The organism is Stakelama flava, assembly GCF_019351405.1.
GTDB lineage: Bacteria > Pseudomonadota > Alphaproteobacteria > Sphingomonadales > Sphingomonadaceae > Sphingomonas > Sphingomonas flava_A.
In genome coordinates, this window is record NZ_JAHWZX010000008.1 from 36,588 (window position 1) to 58,139 (window position 21,552).

17 protein-coding genes are annotated in these 21,552 nt (G+C 62.5%); 7 read left to right on the forward strand and 10 right to left on the reverse strand.

The genetic code is table 11. The annotated features are described in order from the left end of the window. Nucleotides 1–13: 13 nt before the first annotated feature. The 3 genes from KY084_RS09750 to KY084_RS09760 all read right to left on the reverse strand — a co-directional run bounded on the left by KY084_RS09750 (nucleotide 14) and on the right by KY084_RS09760 (nucleotide 3,567). On the reverse strand, nucleotides 14–1,186 hold the full coding sequence (locus KY084_RS09750; protein ID WP_219238272.1) for an MBL fold metallo-hydrolase: 1,173 nt from the start codon (nucleotides 1,184–1,186) through the stop codon (nucleotides 14–16). 29 nt (nucleotides 1,187–1,215) lie between these two features. After that, the gene (locus KY084_RS09755; RefSeq protein WP_219238273.1) at nucleotides 1,216–1,965 is read right to left on the reverse strand and encodes an SDR family NAD(P)-dependent oxidoreductase; all 750 of its coding nucleotides are present in this window, start codon (nucleotides 1,963–1,965) and stop codon (nucleotides 1,216–1,218) included. A gap of 78 nt (nucleotides 1,966–2,043) precedes the next feature. After that, nucleotides 2,044–3,567, reverse strand: a complete 1,524-nt coding sequence (locus KY084_RS09760; RefSeq protein WP_219238274.1) for a fumarate hydratase — start codon at nucleotides 3,565–3,567, stop codon at nucleotides 2,044–2,046. A 140-nt stretch (nucleotides 3,568–3,707) separates the two neighbouring features. On the opposite strand from KY084_RS09760, the gene KY084_RS09765 reads away from it, so the two are divergent. Next, nucleotides 3,708–5,777, forward strand: a complete 2,070-nt coding sequence (locus KY084_RS09765) for an EAL domain-containing protein (protein WP_219238275.1) — start codon at nucleotides 3,708–3,710, stop codon at nucleotides 5,775–5,777. 8 nt (nucleotides 5,778–5,785) lie between these two features. Here the strand turns inward: KY084_RS09765 and KY084_RS09770 are convergent, their stop codons facing one another. The 3 genes from KY084_RS09770 to KY084_RS09780 are packed head-to-tail and all read right to left on the reverse strand — an operon-like array spanning nucleotide 5,786 to nucleotide 7,204. Beyond that, nucleotides 5,786–6,103 carry a winged helix-turn-helix domain-containing protein gene (locus tag KY084_RS09770; protein WP_343227993.1) on the reverse strand — a complete coding sequence of 106 codons (318 nt, stop codon included), beginning with the start codon at nucleotides 6,101–6,103 and terminating at the stop codon, nucleotides 5,786–5,788. After that, nucleotides 6,096–6,725 (reverse strand): hypothetical protein, encoded by a 630-nt coding sequence (locus tag KY084_RS09775; RefSeq protein ID WP_219238276.1) that lies wholly within the window; start codon nucleotides 6,723–6,725, stop codon nucleotides 6,096–6,098. The genes KY084_RS09770 and KY084_RS09775 overlap by 8 nt, the downstream gene beginning before the upstream one ends. 59 nt (nucleotides 6,726–6,784) lie before the next feature. Beyond that, nucleotides 6,785–7,204, reverse strand: coding sequence for a DUF2141 domain-containing protein (locus KY084_RS09780; RefSeq protein WP_219238277.1), 420 nt, complete (start codon nucleotides 7,202–7,204; stop codon nucleotides 6,785–6,787). Nucleotides 7,205–7,309: 105 nt separating this feature from the next. On the opposite strand from KY084_RS09780, the gene ligA reads away from it, so the two are divergent. The 4 genes from ligA to KY084_RS09800 all read left to right on the forward strand — a co-directional run bounded on the left by ligA (nucleotide 7,310) and on the right by KY084_RS09800 (nucleotide 15,061). Then, the gene (gene ligA / locus KY084_RS09785; protein WP_219238278.1) at nucleotides 7,310–9,436 is read left to right on the forward strand and encodes an NAD-dependent DNA ligase LigA; all 2,127 of its coding nucleotides are present in this window, start codon (nucleotides 7,310–7,312) and stop codon (nucleotides 9,434–9,436) included. Nucleotides 9,437–9,585: 149 nt separating this feature from the next. Continuing rightward, a complete protein-coding gene (locus tag KY084_RS09790) occupies nucleotides 9,586–12,999 on the forward strand; it encodes a TonB-dependent receptor (protein WP_219238279.1) in 3,414 nt (1,137 codons plus the stop codon). 161 nt (nucleotides 13,000–13,160) lie between these two features. After that, a complete protein-coding gene (locus KY084_RS09795; protein WP_425516731.1) occupies nucleotides 13,161–14,264 on the forward strand; it encodes a sensor histidine kinase in 1,104 nt (367 codons plus the stop codon). Further along, nucleotides 14,261–15,061, forward strand: coding sequence for a LytR/AlgR family response regulator transcription factor (locus tag KY084_RS09800; RefSeq protein WP_219238280.1), 801 nt, complete (start codon nucleotides 14,261–14,263; stop codon nucleotides 15,059–15,061). The genes KY084_RS09795 and KY084_RS09800 overlap by 4 nt, the downstream gene beginning before the upstream one ends. 43 nt (nucleotides 15,062–15,104) lie before the next feature. Here KY084_RS09800 and KY084_RS09805 read toward each other — a convergent pair whose 3' ends face one another. Both KY084_RS09805 and KY084_RS09810 read right to left on the reverse strand, forming a co-directional pair. Further along, on the reverse strand, nucleotides 15,105–15,401 hold the full coding sequence (locus KY084_RS09805) for a DUF3297 family protein (protein WP_219238281.1): 297 nt from the start codon (nucleotides 15,399–15,401) through the stop codon (nucleotides 15,105–15,107). A 95-nt stretch (nucleotides 15,402–15,496) separates the two neighbouring features. Continuing rightward, nucleotides 15,497–15,853 (reverse strand): hypothetical protein, encoded by a 357-nt coding sequence (locus KY084_RS09810; protein ID WP_219238282.1) that lies wholly within the window; start codon nucleotides 15,851–15,853, stop codon nucleotides 15,497–15,499. Between the two features lie 209 nt (nucleotides 15,854–16,062). On the opposite strand from KY084_RS09810, the gene KY084_RS09815 reads away from it, so the two are divergent. Then, complete coding sequence (locus KY084_RS09815) at nucleotides 16,063–16,473, forward strand: EVE domain-containing protein (RefSeq protein ID WP_343227994.1); 411 nt, start codon at nucleotides 16,063–16,065, stop codon at nucleotides 16,471–16,473. A gap of 74 nt (nucleotides 16,474–16,547) precedes the next feature. Here the strand turns inward: KY084_RS09815 and KY084_RS09820 are convergent, their stop codons facing one another. Together KY084_RS09820 and typA are read right to left on the reverse strand one after the other, a co-directional pair. Next, nucleotides 16,548–17,744 carry an MFS transporter gene (locus KY084_RS09820; protein ID WP_219238284.1) on the reverse strand — a complete coding sequence of 399 codons (1,197 nt, stop codon included), beginning with the start codon at nucleotides 17,742–17,744 and terminating at the stop codon, nucleotides 16,548–16,550. Between the two features lie 280 nt (nucleotides 17,745–18,024). Beyond that, nucleotides 18,025–19,839 carry a translational GTPase TypA gene (gene typA / locus KY084_RS09825; RefSeq protein ID WP_219238285.1) on the reverse strand — a complete coding sequence of 605 codons (1,815 nt, stop codon included), beginning with the start codon at nucleotides 19,837–19,839 and terminating at the stop codon, nucleotides 18,025–18,027. A gap of 144 nt (nucleotides 19,840–19,983) precedes the next feature. On the opposite strand from typA, the gene KY084_RS09830 reads away from it, so the two are divergent. Further along, complete coding sequence (locus KY084_RS09830) at nucleotides 19,984–21,546, forward strand: alkaline phosphatase D family protein (protein WP_219238286.1); 1,563 nt, start codon at nucleotides 19,984–19,986, stop codon at nucleotides 21,544–21,546. Nucleotides 21,547–21,552 lie beyond the last annotated feature (6 nt).

Genomic DNA, 21,552 nt, shown 5'->3' on the forward strand with positions numbered 1-21,552 from the left:
ATCGCTTATCCAGTCAACGAAGCGCCTTGATTGCCGGGGTGTCGAGGCAATGGAGCAATTCTTCACGATTTGCGGGACTGGCTTGTGGCGGCGCGTCGCCCAAGGGAATCTCAACGCTCTCGCCGATCGGTATCGTGGTGAACGCATCCCCCGTCCCGGCGCATTGCGACACGGCATTCAGCAGTCGCGGCGGCGTCAGATACCCTTCCCGGGAGAGACGGAACGTGCCCCAGTGAATGCCGATCGCGTGCGCGGCATGGAGCCGCTGAAAAATACGCATCGCATCCAGCGGGCCGACATGGCTGCCGCTTTCCATCTGTCCCTCGACGAAGCGGAAGGCGCCGATGGGAATCAACGCCAGCCGGATCGGGCCGTAGGCGGCGGCTTCGCCCGGCCATTTCCCGTCGCCGAAACCGGTATCCCCCGCGAAATACAGGTTGCCGCCGGGCAGGCGGACGACGAATCCCGACCATAGCGCCCGGTTGCGGTCGGAAAACCAGCGGCTGGTCCAGTGATGGCCGCGGGTCACCACCACATCGATCCCCCGCTTCACCGATACCGTGCCGCCCCAGTCGCGCGCGACCGCCTTTGCGCCCGACTGCGCGATTACACTGTCATTGCCGAGCGAAGTAACGATCAGCGGATGATCGCGATTCCACAAGCGTTTCAGCGTCGCCAGATCGAGATGGTCGTAATGGTTGTGGCTGATAAGGACGAGGTCGATTTTCGGCAAATCATCGAACGCGATGCCCGGTTGCGCGACGCGGGTCGGTCCCAGGCCTAGCGGTCCCGCCTTCTCGCTCCACACCGGATCGGTCAGGATGTTCAGGCCCTGCGTCTGCACCAATACGCTGGCATGCCCGACCCAGGTGACGAGCATTTCGTCACCTGCCACCGTCGCCGGGGGCTTTGCCTGTGCGACGTCGACATGGTCGGGCCATTCGGGCCGCCCGTCCCTGCCCAGCAGGTAGCGGACCATGAACGCGACGCGCCCTGCCCTGCTTCTTGCCGGCATGGGAGGTTCAAATTGCCCCGCCTCGCCGGGGTTGAAGAAGCGCTCTCCATCGAAATGGTCGCTCACCGGACCGCGATAATATACTCGGTCAAGGAAGCGCGGCACGATCACCACGGCAAGGCAGGCCGCGATGATGGCGAAAAACACCACAAGGGCGATGATACGGATCATAGGTTTTACCATTCCGGCCGGTCACCCGGTCAGGCCATGGTCAGCCCGCCATCGACGCGATATTCCGATCCCGTCACATAGGCTGCGTCTTCGGAAAGCAGGAAGGTGGCGACGCCCGCAATATCCTCAGGAGTGCCCAGCCGTCCCAGCGGAACAGCCTGGGCGACCTTCTCCTTATAGCTTTTTTCGGCCTCCTCGCTCATCCCGCCGCGTTCGTGAAACCGGCTTTCGGTAAGGCCGGGCGTCACCACATTCACGCGGATGCCGCGCGGCGCGAATTCGGTGGCGAGGCTGCGCGCGGCCTGTCGCACCGCCGCCTTCGACGCCGAATAGACCAGCGTGTCGGCACGACCGCCGCCGACCGTGCCCGAACTGACCAGCAGGATCGCGCCGCCATCCTTCATGCACGGCCCGAGATGCTTCGCCTGAAGCAGCGGTGCGCGCAGGTTGAGGTCGAAATGATCGTCGATTTCGGTCGCATCGATTTCGCCCAAGGGTTTGAATCGTCCGAACCCGGCGTTGAGGAATGCACCGTCCAGTCCCTCCGGCGCGAATTCGCGCACGCACTCGGCCAGCGCCTCGGCCGAATAATGCGCCGACGCATCGTTTTCGATAACCTTCGCCTTGGGGAGCGCGGCCTGCGCCTCTTCGATATGCTTCTGGCTATGCCCGGTCAGGAGCAGCTTCGCGCCTTCCTCCGAAAGCCGTTTCGCCGTGGCCAGGCCAATACCCGAAGTGCCGCCGGTAACAAGAATCTTCCGGCCATCGAAGCGCGCCATATTTGTCTCCAACCTGTAACTGTCGAGAGGCATAGCGTTCGGCAGAGGTGCGAGGTTCCGCTTCGACGGGCCTTTCGCTCACACCTTTTCGAGCAGCTTTTCCTTCGCGATTTTGTCGCGCCATACCAGCGGGGCAAGGTGGTGGACCGACTGCCCCTCGGCATCGACGGCGACCGTTACCGGCATATCCTTCACCTCGAATTCGTAAATCGCCTCCATGCCGAGGTCTTCGAACCCGACGACCTTCGATCCCTTGATCGCGCGCGAGACAAGATAGGCGGCACCGCCGACCGCCATCAGATACGCGCTCTTGTGATCGGCGATCGCGTGAATCGCCATCTCGCCGCGCTCCGCCTTGCCCACCATGGCGAGCAGCCCCTGTTCCAGCATCATGCGCGTGAACTTGTCCATGCGCGTCGCGGTGGTGGGACCGGCCGGGCCGACAATCTCCTCGCCCACCGGATCGACCGGGCCGACATAATAGATGACGCGGTTTCTGAACGACACGGGAAGTTCCTCGCCCGCGTCGAGCATATCTTTGATCCGCTTGTGCGCCGCATCGCGGCCGGTGAGCATCTTGCCCGACAACAGAATGCGGTCGCCGTGCGTCCAGCTGGCCACTTCCTCCGGCGTCAGCGTGTCGAGATTGACGCGCTTCGCCTCGGCAGGCGGCGTCCATTCGACCTTTGGCCAGGCCGACAGGTCGGGCGTCGGCAGATAGCTCGCGCCCGACCCGTCCAGCGTGAAATGCGCGTGGCGGGTGGCGGCGCAATTGGGGATCATCGCCACCGGCTTGTTCGCCGCATGGCACGGTGCGTCCATGATCTTCACATCGAGGATGGTCGAAAGCCCGCCCAGCCCCTGCGCACCGATGCCGAGCGCGTTGACGGCGTCGAAAATGTCGATGCGAAGCTGTTCGATATCGTTCTGCGGCCCCCGCGCCTTCAACGGCCCCATGTCGATCGGGTCCATCAGCGATTGCTTGGCGAGTTTGACGCAATGTTCCGCCGTACCGCCAATGCCGATTCCCAGCATCCCCGGCGGGCACCAGCCGGCGCCCATTTGCGGGATCATCTCAAGCACCCAGTCGACGATATTGTCGGACGGGTTCATCATCTTGAACTTCGACTTCGCCTCGCTGCCGCCGCCCTTCGCCGCGACATCGATGCTGACCGTGTTTCCCGGCACCATTTCCACCGATAGAACCGAAGGCGTATTATCCTTTGTATTGCGGCGGGTGAAAGCGGGGTCGGCGAGCACTGAGGCGCGCAGCTTGTTTTCGGTATTGAGATACGCCTTGCGCACCCCTTCATCGACCACCTGCTGAAGGCTGCGCGACGTATCATCGAGGCGGCAATCCATCCCCCATTTGACGAAAACGTTGACGATGCCCGTATCCTGACAGATCGGCCGGTGGCCCTGTGCGCACATCCGGCTGTTGGTCAGGATCTGCGCGATGGCGTCTTTTGCCGCCGGCGACTTTTCGGCGTCATAGGCTTCGCCTAGCGCGGCGATATAATCCATCGGATGATAATAGGAGATATATTGCAGCGCGTCGGCGATGCTTTCGATCAGGTCGTCGGTACGGATGGTGACGGTCATCGGCTCTCATCGTTCGAAAAAGGGACAGCTTTATGCCGCAATCCATATGCCGGCGCGATGGCGCGGCCAAGCCCTGCCGGTTTCGGCTGCGGGATGGTCCGTAAACGCTTTGTGAAGCGATCGCCCGCTATTCCCCCGGCATGTTCTCGTCCGCGTCCTCGCTTTCCCGCCTGACGGATGTCTTCCGATCGGGTCGCGGCGGTACCGACGAGGCTTGGTCGCGCGAGGCAGAGCGCGCGCTGCTGCTGGTGCGCGAATTCGAAGCGCAGGGGTCGGGCTGGTTCTGGCAGACCGATCGCACGGGCAAGCTCGTCTATCTTTCCGAAAAGGTCGCGCGCCTGTTCGATCATCCCGACCGCCCGGCGCTGGGCAGCGAACTGACCGACCTGTTTCAGATCGACAGCGAAAACCCCGATTCGGCCCGCACGCTCGGATTCCATCTGAACTCGCGTACCGCCTTCGCCAACTATTCGGTTCATGCCATCGGTCAGGCGGGCGAACGCTGGTGGTCGATTTCGGGACGCCCAGTCACCGACGCGATGGGTCGGTTTCTGGGCTTTGCCGGAAATGGCAGCGACCTTAGCGAACAGCGCCGGTCGGAAGCGGAAATCACACGCCTGGCGCTCTTCGATTCGCTGACCGGCCTTGCCAACCGGCAGCGTATGCGCCTGTCGCTCGACCAGATATTGTCCGATCAGCACAGCTATCGCACCACCGCGCTGCTGCTTCTCGATCTCGACCGGTTCAAGGCGGTGAACGACACGCTGGGCCACCAAAGCGGCGACGCGCTGCTCAATCAGGTGGCACAGCGGCTGTCGCGCAGCGTCGGTGACGACGGCCTGGTCGGGCGGCTGGGCGGTGACGAATTTCAGGTGATCCTGCCCAATGAAGGCAATCGCGACCGGATTTCCACGCTCGCGCGCAGGATTATCGATTCGCTCTCACAACCCTATTCGGTGAGCGGATCGGCGATCACGATCGGCTGTTCGATCGGCGCGGCGATCGCGCCCGATGACGGCAGCGATTCGGAAACGCTGATCCGCAACGCCGACCTTGCGCTATACGCCGCAAAGGGCGACGGGCGCGGCGTCCATCGCTTCTACCTGCCGGAAATGCTGGCGGGCGCGCAAAGCCGCAAACAGTTGGAAGACGATCTGCGTGAAGCGTTGCGCGCCGATCAGTTCCATGTCGTCTACCAGCCGGTGGTGAGCACCGAAGCGGCGCAAATTGTCGGCTTCGAAGCGCTGCTGCGCTGGGATCATCCCAAACGGGGCATGATCTCCCCGGTCGAATTCATCCCGATCGCGGAAGATTGCGGCCTGATCGAATCGATCGGGGAATGGGTGCTTCGCACCGCCTGCCGCGATGCCGCCAACTGGCCCGGCAATGTCCGGATGGCGGTGAACGTGTCACCGATCCAGTTCGCCAATCCGGCCCTTCCCGCGCTGGTCACGAACGTGCTTGCATCCACCGGACTTGCACCTGCGCGGCTCGAACTGGAGATAACCGAAAGCGTGTTCGTTGAAGACAGCGACGCCGCCGAACACCGGTTCAGAACGCTCAAAGCGCTGGGCGTGCGATTGGCGCTGGACGATTTCGGAACGGGCTATTCCTCGCTCGGCTATCTGAAAAAAGCGCCGTTCGACAAGATCAAGATCGACCAGAGCTTCGTTCGCGGGGCAGCCGTTCCGGGCAATCGCAACGCCGCGATCATCCGGGCCATCGTCATGCTCGCCGATACGCTTGGTATGGAAACCACGGCCGAAGGACTGGAGGTTCAGGACGAGATCGACCTTATCCGCGATCTCGGCTGCAGCCATATCCAGGGCTATGTCTATGGCAAGCCGATGCGTGCGGAGGAAGCAGCGCGCAGGCTGAAAGAAGGCGGGCCGCTTCAACCCTCGGGCTATCGCATCAGCCGCAGTCCGCGCGTGCGCATGCTGCGCTGGGCGCGGCTTTCGATCGGCGGGGAAGCGGGTGATGTGCGCATCCGCAACATATCGCGCACCGGCGCGATGGTCGACGGGATCGAATTTCCCGATGGGGCCGAAGGCACCGACGTGCTGATCGAACTGCTGGAAAACCGCATGTTTCCGGCCAAGCTGCGCTGGGCCAAGGACGGCAGGGCCGGGTTGCAGTTCGAAGCGAGCTTCGATCTTGCCCAGCTTTCCGCCCAATCCGCCAAGCGCCGCATCGAAAGCGAAGGGTAACGCAACGCTCAATCCGCCGCTCCACCGAACAACATGCGCTGCATCCGATCAAGATACGAAAGCCATGCCACGCGCCCGCTATCGGTCAGATGACAGATAGTCTGCGGCCGCCGGTCGCGAAACCGCTTCTCGATCGCCACATATCCGGCTTCTTCCAGCTTGCGGAGATTGGCGGACAGATTACCGTCGGTCACGCCCGTCTTCTCACGAAGCTGGGTGAAATCGGCGCTTCCCGCACCCGACAGAAAGGCCATTACGGCAAGCCGCACCCTGCCGTGGATCACATCGTCGATCGCGCGATAATCGAGCGGCGCTTCGTCAACCACGCCCGCCCGCCTCTATCCGCACAAGCGTGATTCCCGGCACGACCGACACGATCAGCACACCCAGCGCCGTTACCGGAAACTGCCAGATCGTCCAGCCCAGCACGACCGACAGTAGCGCGAACAGCAGCGACAGCCATATATAAGGCTCCAGCATTCGCTGCGCCGAAGCGACCGCCGCGGTTCGAAGCGCAAGCGCATATACACCAAACATAACCGGGGGCAGCATCGCGAACATGCGATAGAAATCGCCGCCCTGCCCCGCCTGCATCCGCAACGTCGCCGTCACGAATATCGCGATTGCAAGAGTCCCGAGAAACGTTCCGCCGGTACGCCACACCGCACGTTCGATGCGATTTGCCAGATCGTATCCGGCTCCGCGTCCGCGCCCGACAAATCGGCGGGACAGCAACGCCGCCGCACCCGTCAATCCGAACCAGATCAGCGCAAAGCTTATCGGTGGCCAGTCTAGCCAGCCCGCCAACACGGCGCCCTGCAATAACGCCGCCGCCGCGATAACCGCCCCCCACAGGATCAATATCCTGCCGCCGAGCAGCGGAAGCCGCCGCCCCTCTTCCGCCAGTTCGCGCAACCGCGCCAGATCGCGCATCATTTCCTCGGCCATCACCGCCTCCTTTGCACATACTTGCGCATCCGTTGCATCCGAACAGGCGCGCGATGCGACTAGTGGTTGTAGATCATAGTAACGCTGGCGGCGGCTCCGCCCGGCGGCACCACCAGCTTCACCTGGTCAAATTGGGGTGTGCCATGAAGGGCGGTGCCGTTGATCATCGCCCAGCCATCGATCGGCCGGCCGTCTGCCTCCCGGTCGAATTGCTTGTTGCCATTGATATCGTGCCAGACGGCTACCGAATATTCACCCGGAGCGACATTGTTCAGAACTACCTTGTGATCGCCGGAATCGGGACGCGAAAGGATCGTCCCGGCCGCACCTGCCTGTTTCATGAACTGATCGCGCGTCTGCAGTGCGACGTACAGGTCGCCCTGCCCCGCCTTCACTCCGCGCACATCCACCGTCACATCCCCGGCCATGGCCGGAACGGCGGCGCACAAACTTATCGCAGCTATCGCTATACGGATCATATCAACCTCCTTTGTCTGTCGAATCACTTTATATTTTAAAGTTCATTGCATGGCAAATTGAATCGGCCTTGCGAGCGAACGGCACAGCGCATAGCGGATCGGATTATGAGCGAAACGAAGGCGATGGACGAAGCGACGGCAGCGGCGGAGCTGGAACGGCTGGCGCGCGAAATCGCGCATCACAACCGGCTGTATCACGCCGAAGACGCGCCGGAGCTATCCGACGCCGATTACGACGCGCTGATCCGCCGCAATGCCGCCATCGAAGCCGCCTTCCCTCATCTGAAGCGCGCAGATTCGCCGTCGCTTCAAGTGGGTGCGGCGCCGGCCTCGCACCTGTCCAAGGTCGCCCATGCCCGGCCGATGATGAGCCTAGACAACGCCTTTTCAGATGAAGAGGTGATGGAATTCGTCGCGCGGGTCCGGCGCTTCCTCAGCCTATCCGAAGACGAAGCCGTGGCGCTGACCGCCGAACCGAAAATCGACGGGCTGTCCTGTTCGCTACGGTACGAAAGCGGCGCACTGGTCCGCGCGCTGACCCGCGGCGACGGACAGGTGGGAGAGGATGTCACCGCCAATGTACGCACCATCGCTGATATCCCACAGCGCCTTCCCGGCAGCGCTCCGGCCATTTTCGAAGTGCGCGGCGAAGTATATATGGCAAAGGCCGATTTCGCGGCGCTGAACGATCGCCTGCGCAAGGCGGCGGCTGACCCCGAAAAGGCGCGCCAGTTCGCCAATCCGCGCAACGCCGCGGCCGGATCGCTGCGTCAGAAGGACGCGGCGGTCACTGCCGAACGGCCGCTGCGCTTCCTCGCCCATGGCTGGGGCGAGGTTAGCGATCTGCCCGGCGAAACCCAGACGGAAATGGTCGGCGCGATCCGCGACATGGGCTTTCCGGTCGCGGACAGCTTCACCCGCACCGAAGGCACGGCAGCGGCGCTTGACGTGTATCGCGCGATCGAGGCGGCGCGCGCCGACCTTCCCTTCGATATCGACGGGGTGGTTTACAAGGTCGACCGGCTCGACTGGCAGCAGCGGCTGGGCCAGGTGGCGCGCGCGCCGCGCTGGGCGCTGGCGCACAAATTCCCCGCCGAACGGGCGCAGACCACGCTCAACGATATCGACATTCAGGTCGGGCGGACCGGCAAGCTGACCCCGGTGGCGCGGCTGGAGCCGGTGACGGTGGGCGGCGTCGTTGTCACCAACGCGACCCTGCATAATGCCGACGAGATCGAGCGGCTGGATGTCCATCCCGGTGACCGCGTGGTGGTGCAACGCGCAGGCGATGTCATTCCGCAGATCGTCGAGAATCTGTCGCGCGATCCGGAGCGGGCGCCATGGCCCTTCCCGCGGCAGTGCCCCGAATGCGGCAGCGCAGCCGAGCGCGATCCCGGAGAGGTCGACTGGCGCTGTTCAGGGGGACTCATCTGCCCCGCCCAACGGGTCGAGCGCCTGCGTCATTTCGTGTCGCGCCACGCGCTCGATATCGAGGGGCTGGGCACGACCAATATCGAGACGTTTTTCCGCGATTCGCTGATCCGCACCCCCGCCGATATCTTCCGTCTCAGCGAGGATATGCTCGTCGCGCGCGATCGCTGGGCGGAAACGTCGGCGCGCAACCTGATTCAGGCGATCGAGGCGAGACGCGATCCACCGCTCGATCGCTTTCTGTTTGCGCTGGGCATTCGCCATGTCGGCGCGATCACCGCGCGCGACCTTGCCCGCCGCTGGACAAGCTGGAACGCGTTCCATGCAATGGTCGGGCGAATGGAGGAAAAGCGCGCCGAACTGTATCGCGCGACCGGCGAAAGCGAGGACAAGTTCCTCGCGCGCATGGGCAAGGAAATGGCAGCGATCGCCGAAACCGGCGGCGTCGGCCCCGAAGTCGCGCTGGCGCTGGCCGATTTCTTCGCCGAACCGCACAATCGCGAAGCCATCGCCGACCTGCTCGATCAGGTAACGCCGTCCGACGTGGTTCACGAAACCCGCGAATCGGAAGTGAGCGGCATGACGATCGTGTTCACCGGCACGCTGGAAACCATGTCGCGCGACGAAGCCAAGGCGCAGGCCGAAGCGCTGGGGGCGAGGAGCGCCGGATCGGTGTCGTCGAAGACGGGGCTGGTCGTCGCCGGCCCGGGTGCCGGATCAAAGCTGAACAAGGCCCGAGAGCTGGGAATCCGTGTTATAGACGAAGCGGAATGGGCGCGGATCGTCACCGCAGCACAGTGATGCTTTTTTGCAACGCAGCATGATTCTTTCGCGATAACGCGCTGAAGGCTGGAACTGTCACCGAAGCTACATAAAAGAAACGCATCAGCCGCCTCCGACGGCGAAGACGCCGCGTGCTGATCAGGGCACTACTCCAAAAGGGATGAATCATGCGCAACCATCTTTTTGCAGGCGCCGCAATTGCAGCGTTCTGCCTTCCTGCAGCGCCTGCAATGGCGCAGCAGATCACCACCGGCATCGAAGGCACCGTTCAGGACGAATCGGGAACGCCGATCGCGAACGCTACCGTTACCGTCACTGACACGCGCACCGACAATGTCCGCACGCTGACCACAGGCGCGAACGGCAATTTCTCGCTGGGCAACCTGACGCCGGGCGGCCCCTATACCGTCATGGCAAGCGCGCCGGGCTATGAAGGCCAGACGGTCAACGGCCTCACCACCTCGCTTCAGGGCAATACCAGCCTGGCGTTCAACCTGACCTCCGGCGCGGGCGACATCGTCGTTACCGCGGCGCGCGCCAACGTAACCCAGCTCGCGGTCGGCCCCGGCACCTCGTTCGGCACCGAAGCCCTTGAGCAGCTGCCCAGCTTCAATCGCGACGTGCGCGACGTCATCCGTATCGATCCGCGCGTCAGCCTAGACCGCGAAGACGCTTCGACTGGCGGCGACGGTCAGGACCATATCTCGTGCCTGGGCGGCAATGATCGCGGCAACGCGTTTACGGTCGACGGCATCAGCCAGGGCGATATTTACGGCCTGAACGGCACTGGTTTCGCATCGCGCTCCTCGACCCCGATCCCGTACGACGCTATTCGCGAGGTTCAGGTGCAGTTCGCGCCCTATGACGTCGAATATGGCCAGTTCACCGGCTGCGCGATCAATGCAATCACCAAATCGGGCACCAACCAGTTTCACGGTTCGGGCTTTTTCGAATATTCGGACAACAGCCTGCGCGGCGACAAGGTGCAGGGACAAGACGTTGCTCCGGTTGAAGAGCAGAAGAACTGGGGCGTGTCGCTGGGCGGCCCGATCATCAAGGACCACCTTTTCTTCTTCGGCGCCTATTCGCATCAGGAAACCGGGAACGCGTTCGATTATGGTCCGACCGGATCTGGCGCTGCCAATGAACTGGCCGGCGTAACGGTAGACGATTTCAATCGCGTCAGCGACATTCTCTCGAACACATATGGCATTGACACCGGCGGACTGGCGACGAACCTGCCTTATGAAAACGAGCGTTATTTTGGACGCCTCGACTGGCACATCAGCGATGCACAGCGCCTTGAGCTGACCTATCAGCATCTGGAAGAAAATTCGGTCAAGGACGGCGATTACTATACCGGAACCGGTCCGACCATCGCCGGATATAACAACTTCTACAACAGCGGCACCAATTCGGATTATTATTCGGCCCGCCTGTATTCGGACTGGACCGACAATTTCTCGACCGAATTGCGCTTCTCGCACTCCAAGGTCCGCGATCTTCAGGACCCTGTAGGCGGCGGGGAAGCCCAGAGCGACAATCCGATCCCGCGCATCGTCGTCGGCGTGACTCAGGATGATGGGACCAACGGCCTGATCGTTGCCGGTCCCGACGTGTACCGCACCGCCAACGACCTGCGCACCAAGCTGGACCAGGGCGCGTTCATCGCAAAGCTGAATCAGGGCAATCACAAGCTGAAATTCGGCGCCGAGATCAACCAGGCGAGCATCTTCAACCTCTTCGTTTCCGATGCCACCGGCACGCTGTATTTCACCAGCATCGACGATCTGGCGAACGGCATCCTTTCCGACGGCACCCGGACCAGCAGCCTGTACGCCTCCACCGTCACGGCGGGCAACGCCGTGGGTGCGACCGGGAACTTCTCGGCCACCGGCGACGTCAACAGCGCCGCGGCGGCGTTCACGCGCACGATCTTCTCGGTCTATGCGCAGGACGACTGGAAGGTGAACGACCGGCTCGGCATCGTGGCGGGCGCGCGCGTCGACTGGTATGACGGCGGCCGGCCCGGCAACAATCCCAACTTTATCGACCGCTACGGCTACAGCAATGCGATCGGCTTCAGCAATCTGGATCCGTCGGTAATGCCGCGCGTGGCCGCGACCTATGATCTGGGCGATTTCGCGATATTCTCGCAGCCGCGTCTGCGCCTCGGCGCCGGCATGTTCTCCGGCGGCGATCCGCTGGTATGGTTCGCCAACGCGTTCCAGAACAACGGCTATGGCTATGCACAGGGCACGACCCTGTCCTCCGCCTGCCCCGACGGCCCGATCAGCGTGCTGGACAACGGTACGTTCACCGGCGTTCCCTCCTGCATCGCCTCGCAGGGGATCAGCAGTGCGTCGCAAGGTCTGGGCGATACCCAATCAACCGATCCCAACATCAAGATGCCGTCGGTTCTTCGCCTGAATGCGGGCTGGGAATCGGGTCTGGATTTCGCGTCGAGCGGCTTCTTCAGCAACTGGCAGCTCAAGCTCGATTACATCTACAGCCGCTACACGAACCCGCTTGCTCTGGTTGACCTGTCGCTTACGCCGGACATCAGGGCGGGGCTGAACGGATATACGGTCGATGGTCGTCCGATCTATGCGGCGATCGATCCGACGGTCGATGGCTGTAACGCGGTCTATCAGGGTTCGAACCCGGCTCCGCAATGGGCCAATGTTACCGAAGCGTGCTTCAATACCAGCCGCGACGACGAAATCATGCTGACCAATTCGAAAGGGTATACCAGTCAGATCGCGTCGTTCCTGCTGCAAAAGCATTTCGACGGCGGCGTTTTCACGCCGGGCGGTTCGATCAACTTCTCGATCGGCTATGCCTATACCGATGCGCATGACCGCCGCACCTTTGGCAGTTCGCAGGCGACGTCGAACTTCAACAACACCGCGACGTTCGACCTGCAGAACCCCGAAGAAGCGACCAGCGCCTATTCCAGCAAACACAACATCACGCTGGACCTGCGCTTCGCCGAGGAATTCGTCAGCGATCTGAAAACCCGCCTGGGCATCAGCTTCGTTGCACGCTCGGGCCGTCCGTTCAGCCTGACCTTTGACGGCAGCTATTTCAGCAACGGCGAAGCAGGCAATGACAGCGCGCTGCTGTACGTGCCGAACGGCGTCGACGATGCCAATCTGTCGCCCGAATCCGATCCGGATGCGGTGGCCGAACTGGTCGACTTCACTCAGTCGCTCGACTGCGCGAAGGGCTATGCCGGTCGCACGATCGCTCGCAATACCTGCACCAACGACTGGTATTACGATATGGATCTCACCTTCTCGCAGGATCTGCCCGGGCCGGGTCGCTTCTTCGGGGTGGACGACAAGATTCGCCTCTATGCCACGATCGACAACTTCCTGAACCTGCTCGACAGCGACTGGAACGCCCAGCATCGCCGCTCATACACCGGGTTCCAGGATGTCGCCTCGATCGACGGCGTGGACGATCAGGGCCGCTACATCATCTCCGAAGCGAACACCGATAATTATTACAAGGACGAATTCATCAATACTTCGTCGTCTGTGTGGCGCCTGAAAGTGGGCGTAAGCTACAACTTCTAAAATCATCCGATCATTGGAAGCGAAACGCCGCCGTCCCCCCAAAGGGGGCGGCGGTTTTTTGTTGGTGGGATGCGGTGGAAAGCCACGTGCCCTTTGCCCTTGCCGCGCAGGCGCTATATTCGCGGATCGACCCTGTCGTTCGATTTACCCGAAAGCACCGCGTGGCCGTAACCAGACCCTCCATCCTCTCGCGCCCCTTTTTCGAGGATAAGAGCCGCGCCTTCTGGATGCTTCAGGCGGCGGGATGGGGCGGCTATCTGGTGCTGCGCACCGTTTCGAGCATTTCGAACACCTTTTCGTTCAAAACCGTCATCGCGGTGCTGGTCGAAGCGATCGTCGGCTATTGCCTGACGCTGCTGCTGTCGGCGCTGTACGGATATTACCGGCGCCTGCCGCGCATTTCGGGCGTGGTGGTGACGCTGGCGACGCTGGGCGCTGCAACCGCAATGTATGCGGTCATCGACGCCTTTACCTTTTCGTTCATCCGCAATGCGACGCCGGGCCTGACGATCAATCTGGTCCTTGGCACGGTGTTTTTGAATTTCGTGGTGCTGGCCGGCTGGTCGGCGCTGTATTTCGGGATCAACTTCTACCTGATCGTCGAGGAACAGAATACGCAGCTAAAACTGCTGGAGACGCAGGCGTCGAGCGCGCAGCTCGCGATGCTGCGCTATCAGCTTAATCCGCACTTCCTGTTCAACACGCTGAACTCGATCTCCACACTGGTGCTGCTGAAAGAGACCGAGCGCGCCAATGCGATGCTCGCGCGCCTGTCGAACTTTCTGCGCTATACGCTTGCCAACGAACCGACCGCGCACGTCACGCTGGCGCAGGAGGTCGAGACGCTGAAACTGTATCTCGAAATCGAAAAGATGCGGTTCGGGGATCGGCTGCGGCCCGATTTCAATATCGATCCGCGCGTGGTGAAGGCGCGCCTGCCCTCGCTCCTGCTGCAGCCGCTGGTCGAAAATGCGATCAAATATGCCGTCACACCGCAGGAGGAGGGCGCCGATATCGCGGTTTCCGCGCGGCTTGCCGGAGACAGGGTGCGGGTCGTCGTGGCGGACACCGGACCGGGATTGACCAAAGGGCCGCGCAGGCCGAACCTTTCGACGGGCGTGGGTCTTGCCAATATTCGCGAGCGATTGCTTCAGGCGTTCGGCCCCGACCATCGATTCGAGACCAGATCGAACCCCGGCGGGGGCTTTCGCGTTGAGATCGAGATACCGTTCCAGATTGAGGAACCCAACCGCGAGGCAGCATGACCATCCGCACCATATTAGTCGACGACGAACCGCTCGCCATTCAGGGCCTTGAGCTTCGTCTGAAGGCGCATGAAGACGTCGAAATCATCGAAAAGTGCCAGAATGGGCGCGAGGCGATCCGCGCGATCAAGACGCAGAAACCCGATCTGGTCTTTCTCGACATCCAGATGCCGGGATTTGACGGCTTTTCGGTCGTTCAGGGGCTGATGGAGGTCGAACCGCCGCTGGTCGTCTTCGTCACCGCCTATTCCGACCACGCCATTCGCGCGTTCGAGGCGCAGGCGGTCGATTATCTCCTCAAACCCGTCGAGGAAGGGCGGCTGGCCGACACGCTGGAACGCGTTCGCCAGCGCCTGACCGACCGGCGTGGTCAGGCGGAGGTCGAAAAGCTGAAGGAAGTTTTGGCCGAAGTCGCGCCGCAGGCGGCGGAGGAATATTCGGACGGCGGCGACACCATGGCTGCCAGCCGCTATGAAAAGCTGATCAACATCAAGGATCGCGGCCAGATTTTCCGCGTCGATGTCGATACGATCGAGCGGATCGACGCCGCCGGCGACTATATGTGCATCTACACCGGCGATAACACGCTGATCCTGCGCGAAACGATGAAGGACCTCGAAAAGCGTCTCGACCCGCGCCGGTTTCAGCGCGTTCACCGGTCAACCATCGTCAACCTCGATCTGGTGCGGCAGGTAAAGCCGCATACCAACGGTGAATGCTTTCTGGTGCTCGATTCGGGCGCGCAGGTGAAGGTGAGCCGAAGCTATCGCGACGTCGTCGCCCGCTTCGTGCATTGAACTGGATTGAGAGGGGCGGTTTCGGGGCCGCCCCTTTGCCGCATTAGGCTTCGTCGATTTCGTCCTGAGGGCCGGTGGCGCCGGGTTCGCCCTGCTCGGCCTCGGCATCCTGATACCAGGCTTCGACGGGGCCGGTAAGCTTGATCGTCAGCGGCTGGCCATGGCGATCGACCTTCTTGCCCAGCTGCACGCGAATCCAGCCTTCGGAAATCGAATATTCCTCGACATCGCGGCGTTCGCTTCCCTTGAAGCGGATACCGATGCCGCGTTTGAGCACCGTCTGGTCGAAATGCGGGCTGCGCGGGTTGATCGAAAGGCGGTCGGGAGGCGTATCAGTCATGCCGCGAGGCTGTGCCGCACTATGCCGCGCGGGAAAAGGGGTTTCATGGCGGCGGGATGAAAAAAGGGGACGGATCGATCCGCCCCCTTCTCAAGTCACCGGCAATAGCGAACCGCAACGGAACGATGCCGATACGGGTCCCATTCGCGATGGACGCTGCAATAGCGCGGCGCGCGGTAATAACCGCGGCCCCGATACGCATCGGCCGGGTAATAATCGCGGTCGCGATAATAGCCGCGGTCATAGCGACGATCGTTGTTCGACGAAGCGATGGCCGCGCCGATCGCAAGGCCGGCGATCCCGGCGACGATGGCGGTGCCTGCACCGTTGTCATGATGATAATGGTGATAGCTGTGGCGATAGCGTTGCGCCTGCGCCGGCATGGCGGCGGCGGTCATCGCGGTAGCGCCCAGTGCAAGGCCAAGCGCCGCTTTTCTGGTAAAGGTGATCATGGTCGCTCCTCTCAATAGTCGAGCGCCGCACCCATGTTTTTTCCGCAAAAACATGGAAAAGGATGCCCGATGATGAAAAACGGTATAGCAGGCCTGTTGTGAACCGACCCGGAACCGGGCGTTCAGCAAAGGTTTAGCCTGGGGTGACGGGCAAAACGACAATAAAGGCGTCCCGTACGCGTACAGGATATGCGATGGCCCATTGGCTGATGAAATCGGAACCGGACGAATATGGCTGGGACGATCTGGTTCGCGACGGCCGCACCGAATGGACCGGGGTACGAAACCACGCTGCGGCGAAAAACCTGCGCGCGATGACGTGCGGCGATCGCGCCTTTTTCTATCACAGCGCCTGCGCGGTGCCCGCCATTGCCGGAATCATGGAAGTATCGCGCGAATGGCGGGCGGATGGCGAGGACGGAAAATGGGCTTCGGTGGAAGTCAACCCCGTCGCGCCGCTACCGCGCGCGGTCCCGCTGAAAAAGTTGAAGGAAGAAGCCGCGCTTCGCGACATGGCGACGCTGAAACAGGGGCGCCTGTCGGTAAGCCCGGTGAGCGAGGCCGAATGGACGCACATCTGCGCGCTGGCCGCCATGGGCGATGCGAAAGAGCAGACCTGATCATACCGGGCTGTGACCGTGTAGGACAGCGCAATGGGTGATGGGAGTATTCGGTAAAGACAGCTTGCGCGGCCCTATGCCGGTAGCGGTGTCGCCGCCTGCCGCCGCGCGTCGAGGGCGGCGACCAGCCAGACCAGCAGTCCGCCTGCGCCCAACGCCGCGCCGACCAGCCCCGACGATGCCCAGCCGAAACCCGCTGCAATCGCCATTCCGGCAAGCCATGGCCCTAGCGCATTGGCGGTGTTGAACGCCGAATGGTTGAGCGCGGCGGCGAGCGATTGCGCATCGCCTGCAACGTCCATCAGTCGCGTCTGAAGGATCGCGCCGAGCGCACCGACAATTCCGATCAAAAACACAATCGCGCCCATCGCCCAGCTATTATGCGCAGCGATCGGATAGAGCAGCGTCACCGCGATTGCCCAGATCAGCACCCCCGCCGCCGTGGGCATGAGCGCACGATCGGCGAAATAGGGTATAAACAGGTTGCCGATCGTCATCCCCGCGCCGAAGATCGCGAGATAGACCGGGATCAGCGCGGCACTAACGCCCGTCACCTCGACCAGCGTGGAGGCGAGATAGGTGTAGACGGCGAACATCCCGCCGAACCCGACCGCGCCTATGCCAAGCGTCAGCCAGACCTGGCGGCGCTTGAGCGCATCGAGTTCGCTGAGCGGGCTGACATCCCGATCGGGCAGCTGGCGCGGGGCGAATATCCGGATCAGCGCGATCGTCGCCAGCGCGAGCGCGGCAACCACGACGAACCCCCAGCGCCAGCCGACCCATTGCCCCAGCGCGTTGGCGAACGGCACGCCCGCGATCGTCGCGATCGTCAGGCCAAGCATCACGCGCGATACCGCCCAGGTGCGCCGCTCGGCCGGAACCAGCGATGCCGCCATCAGCGACGCGATGCCGAAATAGGCGCCATGCGGAACGCCGCTGATAAACCGGACGAGCATCATCATCGAATAGCTCGACGCGAGCGCACTCAACGCATTGCCGATCGCGAAAAGGGCCATCAGTCCGATCAGCAGCAAACGCCGTTCGACCCGTGCCGACACAACCGCGAGCAGCGGCGCGCCAACCACCACGCCAAGCGCATAGGCGCTGATGACATGGCTAGCGGTCGGCGCGTCAATGCCGAGATCGCTCGCGAAATAAGGAAGCAGGCTCATCGTCGCGAATTCGGTCGTCCCGATCGCGAACCCACCCATTGCGAGCGCCAGCAATACCAGCCCCGGATGCGTGGCGCGCGGCGCATCTCGCTGTGTCATATAATATTCCTTGAATGCTGCGGCGCAGCACAAGATAGACAGCATACGGCGCGCCGCAAGGCGACAGGGGAAAATCCCGGCTGTTGCTGATGCTTTTTGCGTTCGGTTCGTCACCTTTGCGGCACGCGGCGCTGGATTGCTTCACCCGCTTTGCGGGTTCGCAATGACGTCCGGCGCGGACGGGAAGGGTTTGTTTGCGCCACGCCGCTCGATCGCAATAAAGAAAAAAGGCGGCCGCGCCGGGCGACCGCCTTTTTTGTTTCGACGCTGGGTACCGTCCTCAGGCGGCCTGGCTGCGCTTTGCCCGTTTGCGTTCATGCGGATCGAGATGGCGCTTGCGCAGCCGGATGGTCTTGGGCGTTACCTCGACCAGTTCGTCATCGTCGATATAGGCGATCGCCTGTTCCAGCGTCATCTTGCGCGGCGGGGTCAGGCGAATCGCGTCGTCCTTGCCCGACGAACGGATGTTAGTGAGCTGCTTCGCCTTCATCGGATTGACCTCAAGGTCGTCCGTCTTGGCGTTTTCGCCCACGATCATACCTTCGTACAGCGCTTCGCCCTGCCCGACGAACAGGATGCCGCGATCTTCAAGGCTGTTGAGTGAATAGGCATTCGCCTCGCCCGTGCCGTTGGAGATCAGCACGCCGTTCTTGCGGCCTTCGATCTGGCCCTTGTACGGCCCGTATTTTTCGAACAACCGGTTCATGATGCCGGTGCCGCGCGTGTCGGACAGGAATTCGCCGTGATAGCCGATCAGGCCGCGGCTGGGCGCGGAGAAGGTGATCCGCGTCTTGCCGCCGCCCGACGGGCGCATATCGGTCATTTCGGCCTTGCGCAGGTTCATCTTCTCAACGACCGTGCCCGAAAATTCCTCATCCACGTCGATCACGACGGTTTCATACGGTTCCTCGCGGCCGGTCTCACCCTCGCGGAACAGCACGCGGGGGCGGCTGATGCCCAGTTCGAACCCTTCGCGGCGCATGGTTTCGATCAGCACGCCAAGCTGCAATTCACCGCGCCCGGCGACTTCGAAACTGTCCTTGTCCTCGGCCTCGGTCACCTTGATCGCGACGTTCGATTCGGCTTCGCGCAGCAGGCGGTCGCGGATCATGCGGCTCGTCACCTTGCTGCCCTCGCGCCCGGCCATCGGCGAATCGTTGACGGCGAAGCGCATCGACAGCGTCGGCGGATCGATCGGCTGCGCCTGAATCGGTTCGCTGACCGAGGTATCGGCGATGGTGTTGGCAACGGTCGCGACCTCAAGCCCCGCCATCGAAATGATGTCGCCCGCCTTCGCCTCATCCACCGGAACGCGTTCCAGACCACGGAACGCCATGATCTTGGTCGCGCGCCCGGTTTCGACGGTCTTGCCGTCGCGATCGAGCGCGTGGATCGGCTGGTTCAGCTTCACCGTGCCGGTTTCGACGCGGCCGGTCAGGATACGGCCGACGAAATTGTCGCGGTCGAGCAGCGTCACGAGGAATTTGAACGGCGCGTCGACATCGACATCGGGCGCGGGAACGTGACCGACGATCTTTTCGAACAGCGGCTGCAACGTGCCTTCGCGCGCATCGGGGTCTTCGCTGGCGTAGCCGTTGCGGCCCGAGGCGTAGAGCACCGGAAAATCGAGCTGCTCGTCGTTTGCATCGAGGCTGACGAACAGGTCGAACACCTCGTCCAGCACTTCCTGAATCCGCGAATCTGCGCGATCGACCTTGTTGACGACGACGATCGGCTTCAGCCCCAGCGCCAGCGCCTTGCCAGTGACGAACTTCGTCTGCGGCATAGCCCCTTCGGACGAATCGACCAGCAGGATCACACCATCGACCATGCTGAGGATACGCTCCACCTCACCGCCGAAATCGGCGTGGCCGGGCGTATCGACGATGTTGATCCGCGTGCCTTCCCACTCGACCGAGGTGCACTTGGCCAGAATGGTGATCCCGCGTTCCTTTTCGAGATCGTTCGAATCCATCGCGCGTTCGTCGATGCGCTGATTGTCGCGAAAGGTGCCGGACTGGCGGAAAAGCTGGTCGACGAGCGTGGTTTTGCCGTGATCGACGTGGGCGATGATCGCCACGTTGCGAAGAGTCATGTAAATTTTCCCGGAAAGGAGGTTTGCGCGCGCTTAGCGGAAATTGTCGGTCCCGAAAAGGGCGCTGCTATCGAAAAATCCTTGCGGCGCGGATCGTGCGCTTGCTGTAGCATTGGTGCAACCCAACCTTATTAGCGGCGGATCATGGCTATCTTCACTTCTTCGCGCAGACATTTTGTCGGCGGCCTTGTCGCCGCTCCCTTTATTTTGCCCGCGGCAGGCCGGGCGCAGCTGCCCTTTGCCGACTACCCCTTCACGCTGGGCGTGGCGGCAGGCGACGCACAGGCCGACGGGTTCGTCATCTGGACACGGCTCGCCCCCGATCCGCTCGACCCGCACGGCGGGATGCCGATGGCGGAAGTCCCGGTGGACTGGGAAGTGGCGGAGGACGAACATTTCCGCACCATCGCGGCGAAGGGCACCGAAAAGGCGTGGCCCGAACTTGCCCATTCGGTGCATGTCGAGGTGACGGGACTGAAACCCGGACGCCCCTATTGGTATCGGTTCCGCTGCGCGGGCGAGCGCACCTTTGCAGGGCGGGCAACCACCCTGCCCGCGCCGGGAAGCCGGGTCGATCGGGTCCGCTTCGCCGCGATCGGATGCCAGCATTTCGAGGCCGGATATTACACCGCGTATCGCCATGCGGCGGAGGACGCGCCCGATTTCATGTTCCATTACGGCGATTATATCTATGAATATTCGCCCGGATTCGTGCTTGATGCGTTCGATCGTCCGATCGAGGCGGTGCGCCGCTATGCGACGCGCGAACCCTTTTCGCTCGACGATTACCGCGTCCGCTATGCCCAGACCACGACCGATGCCGATTTGCAGGCGGCACGCGCGGCCGCGCCCTGGTATTGCACCTATGACGATCATGAGGTGCAGAATAACTGGGTGAGCGAATGGGCGCAGGACGGCACGCCGCCCGAAACCTTCCTGCTGCGCCGCCGCGCGGCATTTCAGGCATGGTATGAACATATGCCGGTGCGCCGCTCCTCCTTTCCCGATGCGCAAGGCGTGGCGCATATGCGCCGCCGGGTCGATATCGGCGATCTGATCCGGCTGCACATGCCCAACACCCGCCTGTACCGCAGCGATCAACCCTGCGGCGACGGGTTCAAGCCGCTATGTGCGGAGGCAAGCGCCGCGACGCAGCAGGTGCTGGGCAAGGCGCAAGAAAGCTGGCTCGAAGAAGGCTTCACCTCCAGCAGCCAGCATTGGCAGGGAGTGGCCCAGCAGGTGATGATGGCGCCGATCGATCGGCGAACGCCCGATTACCCGAATGCGCAGCCGACCTATAACATGGACAGCTGGGCCGCCTATCCGGGACCGCGCGAACGAATACTGGCCCTGTTCGACCGGCACAAGGGCGGCAATGTCGTCGTGGTTACCGGCGACGAACATCAAAATTGGGCGATCGACCTGCAACGCGACGGCAGGACCGTGGCGAGCGAATTCGTCTCCACATCGATCACCAGTGGCGGCGATGGCCACGACCTGCGCCCGGGCAATGAAGAGATCATGCGCGACAACCCGTTCCTGCACTGGACGAACGACCGGCGCGGCTATCTGCTCAGCGATATTACCCGCGATGCGTGGACCGGCCATTTCCGCGTGGTCGATGCGATCACCCGCCGCGACGCGCCGATCGCCACCGCCGCGCGCTGGGCGGTGCAATCCGGACAAGCAGGGTTGGTCAGCGCCTGATCGGGA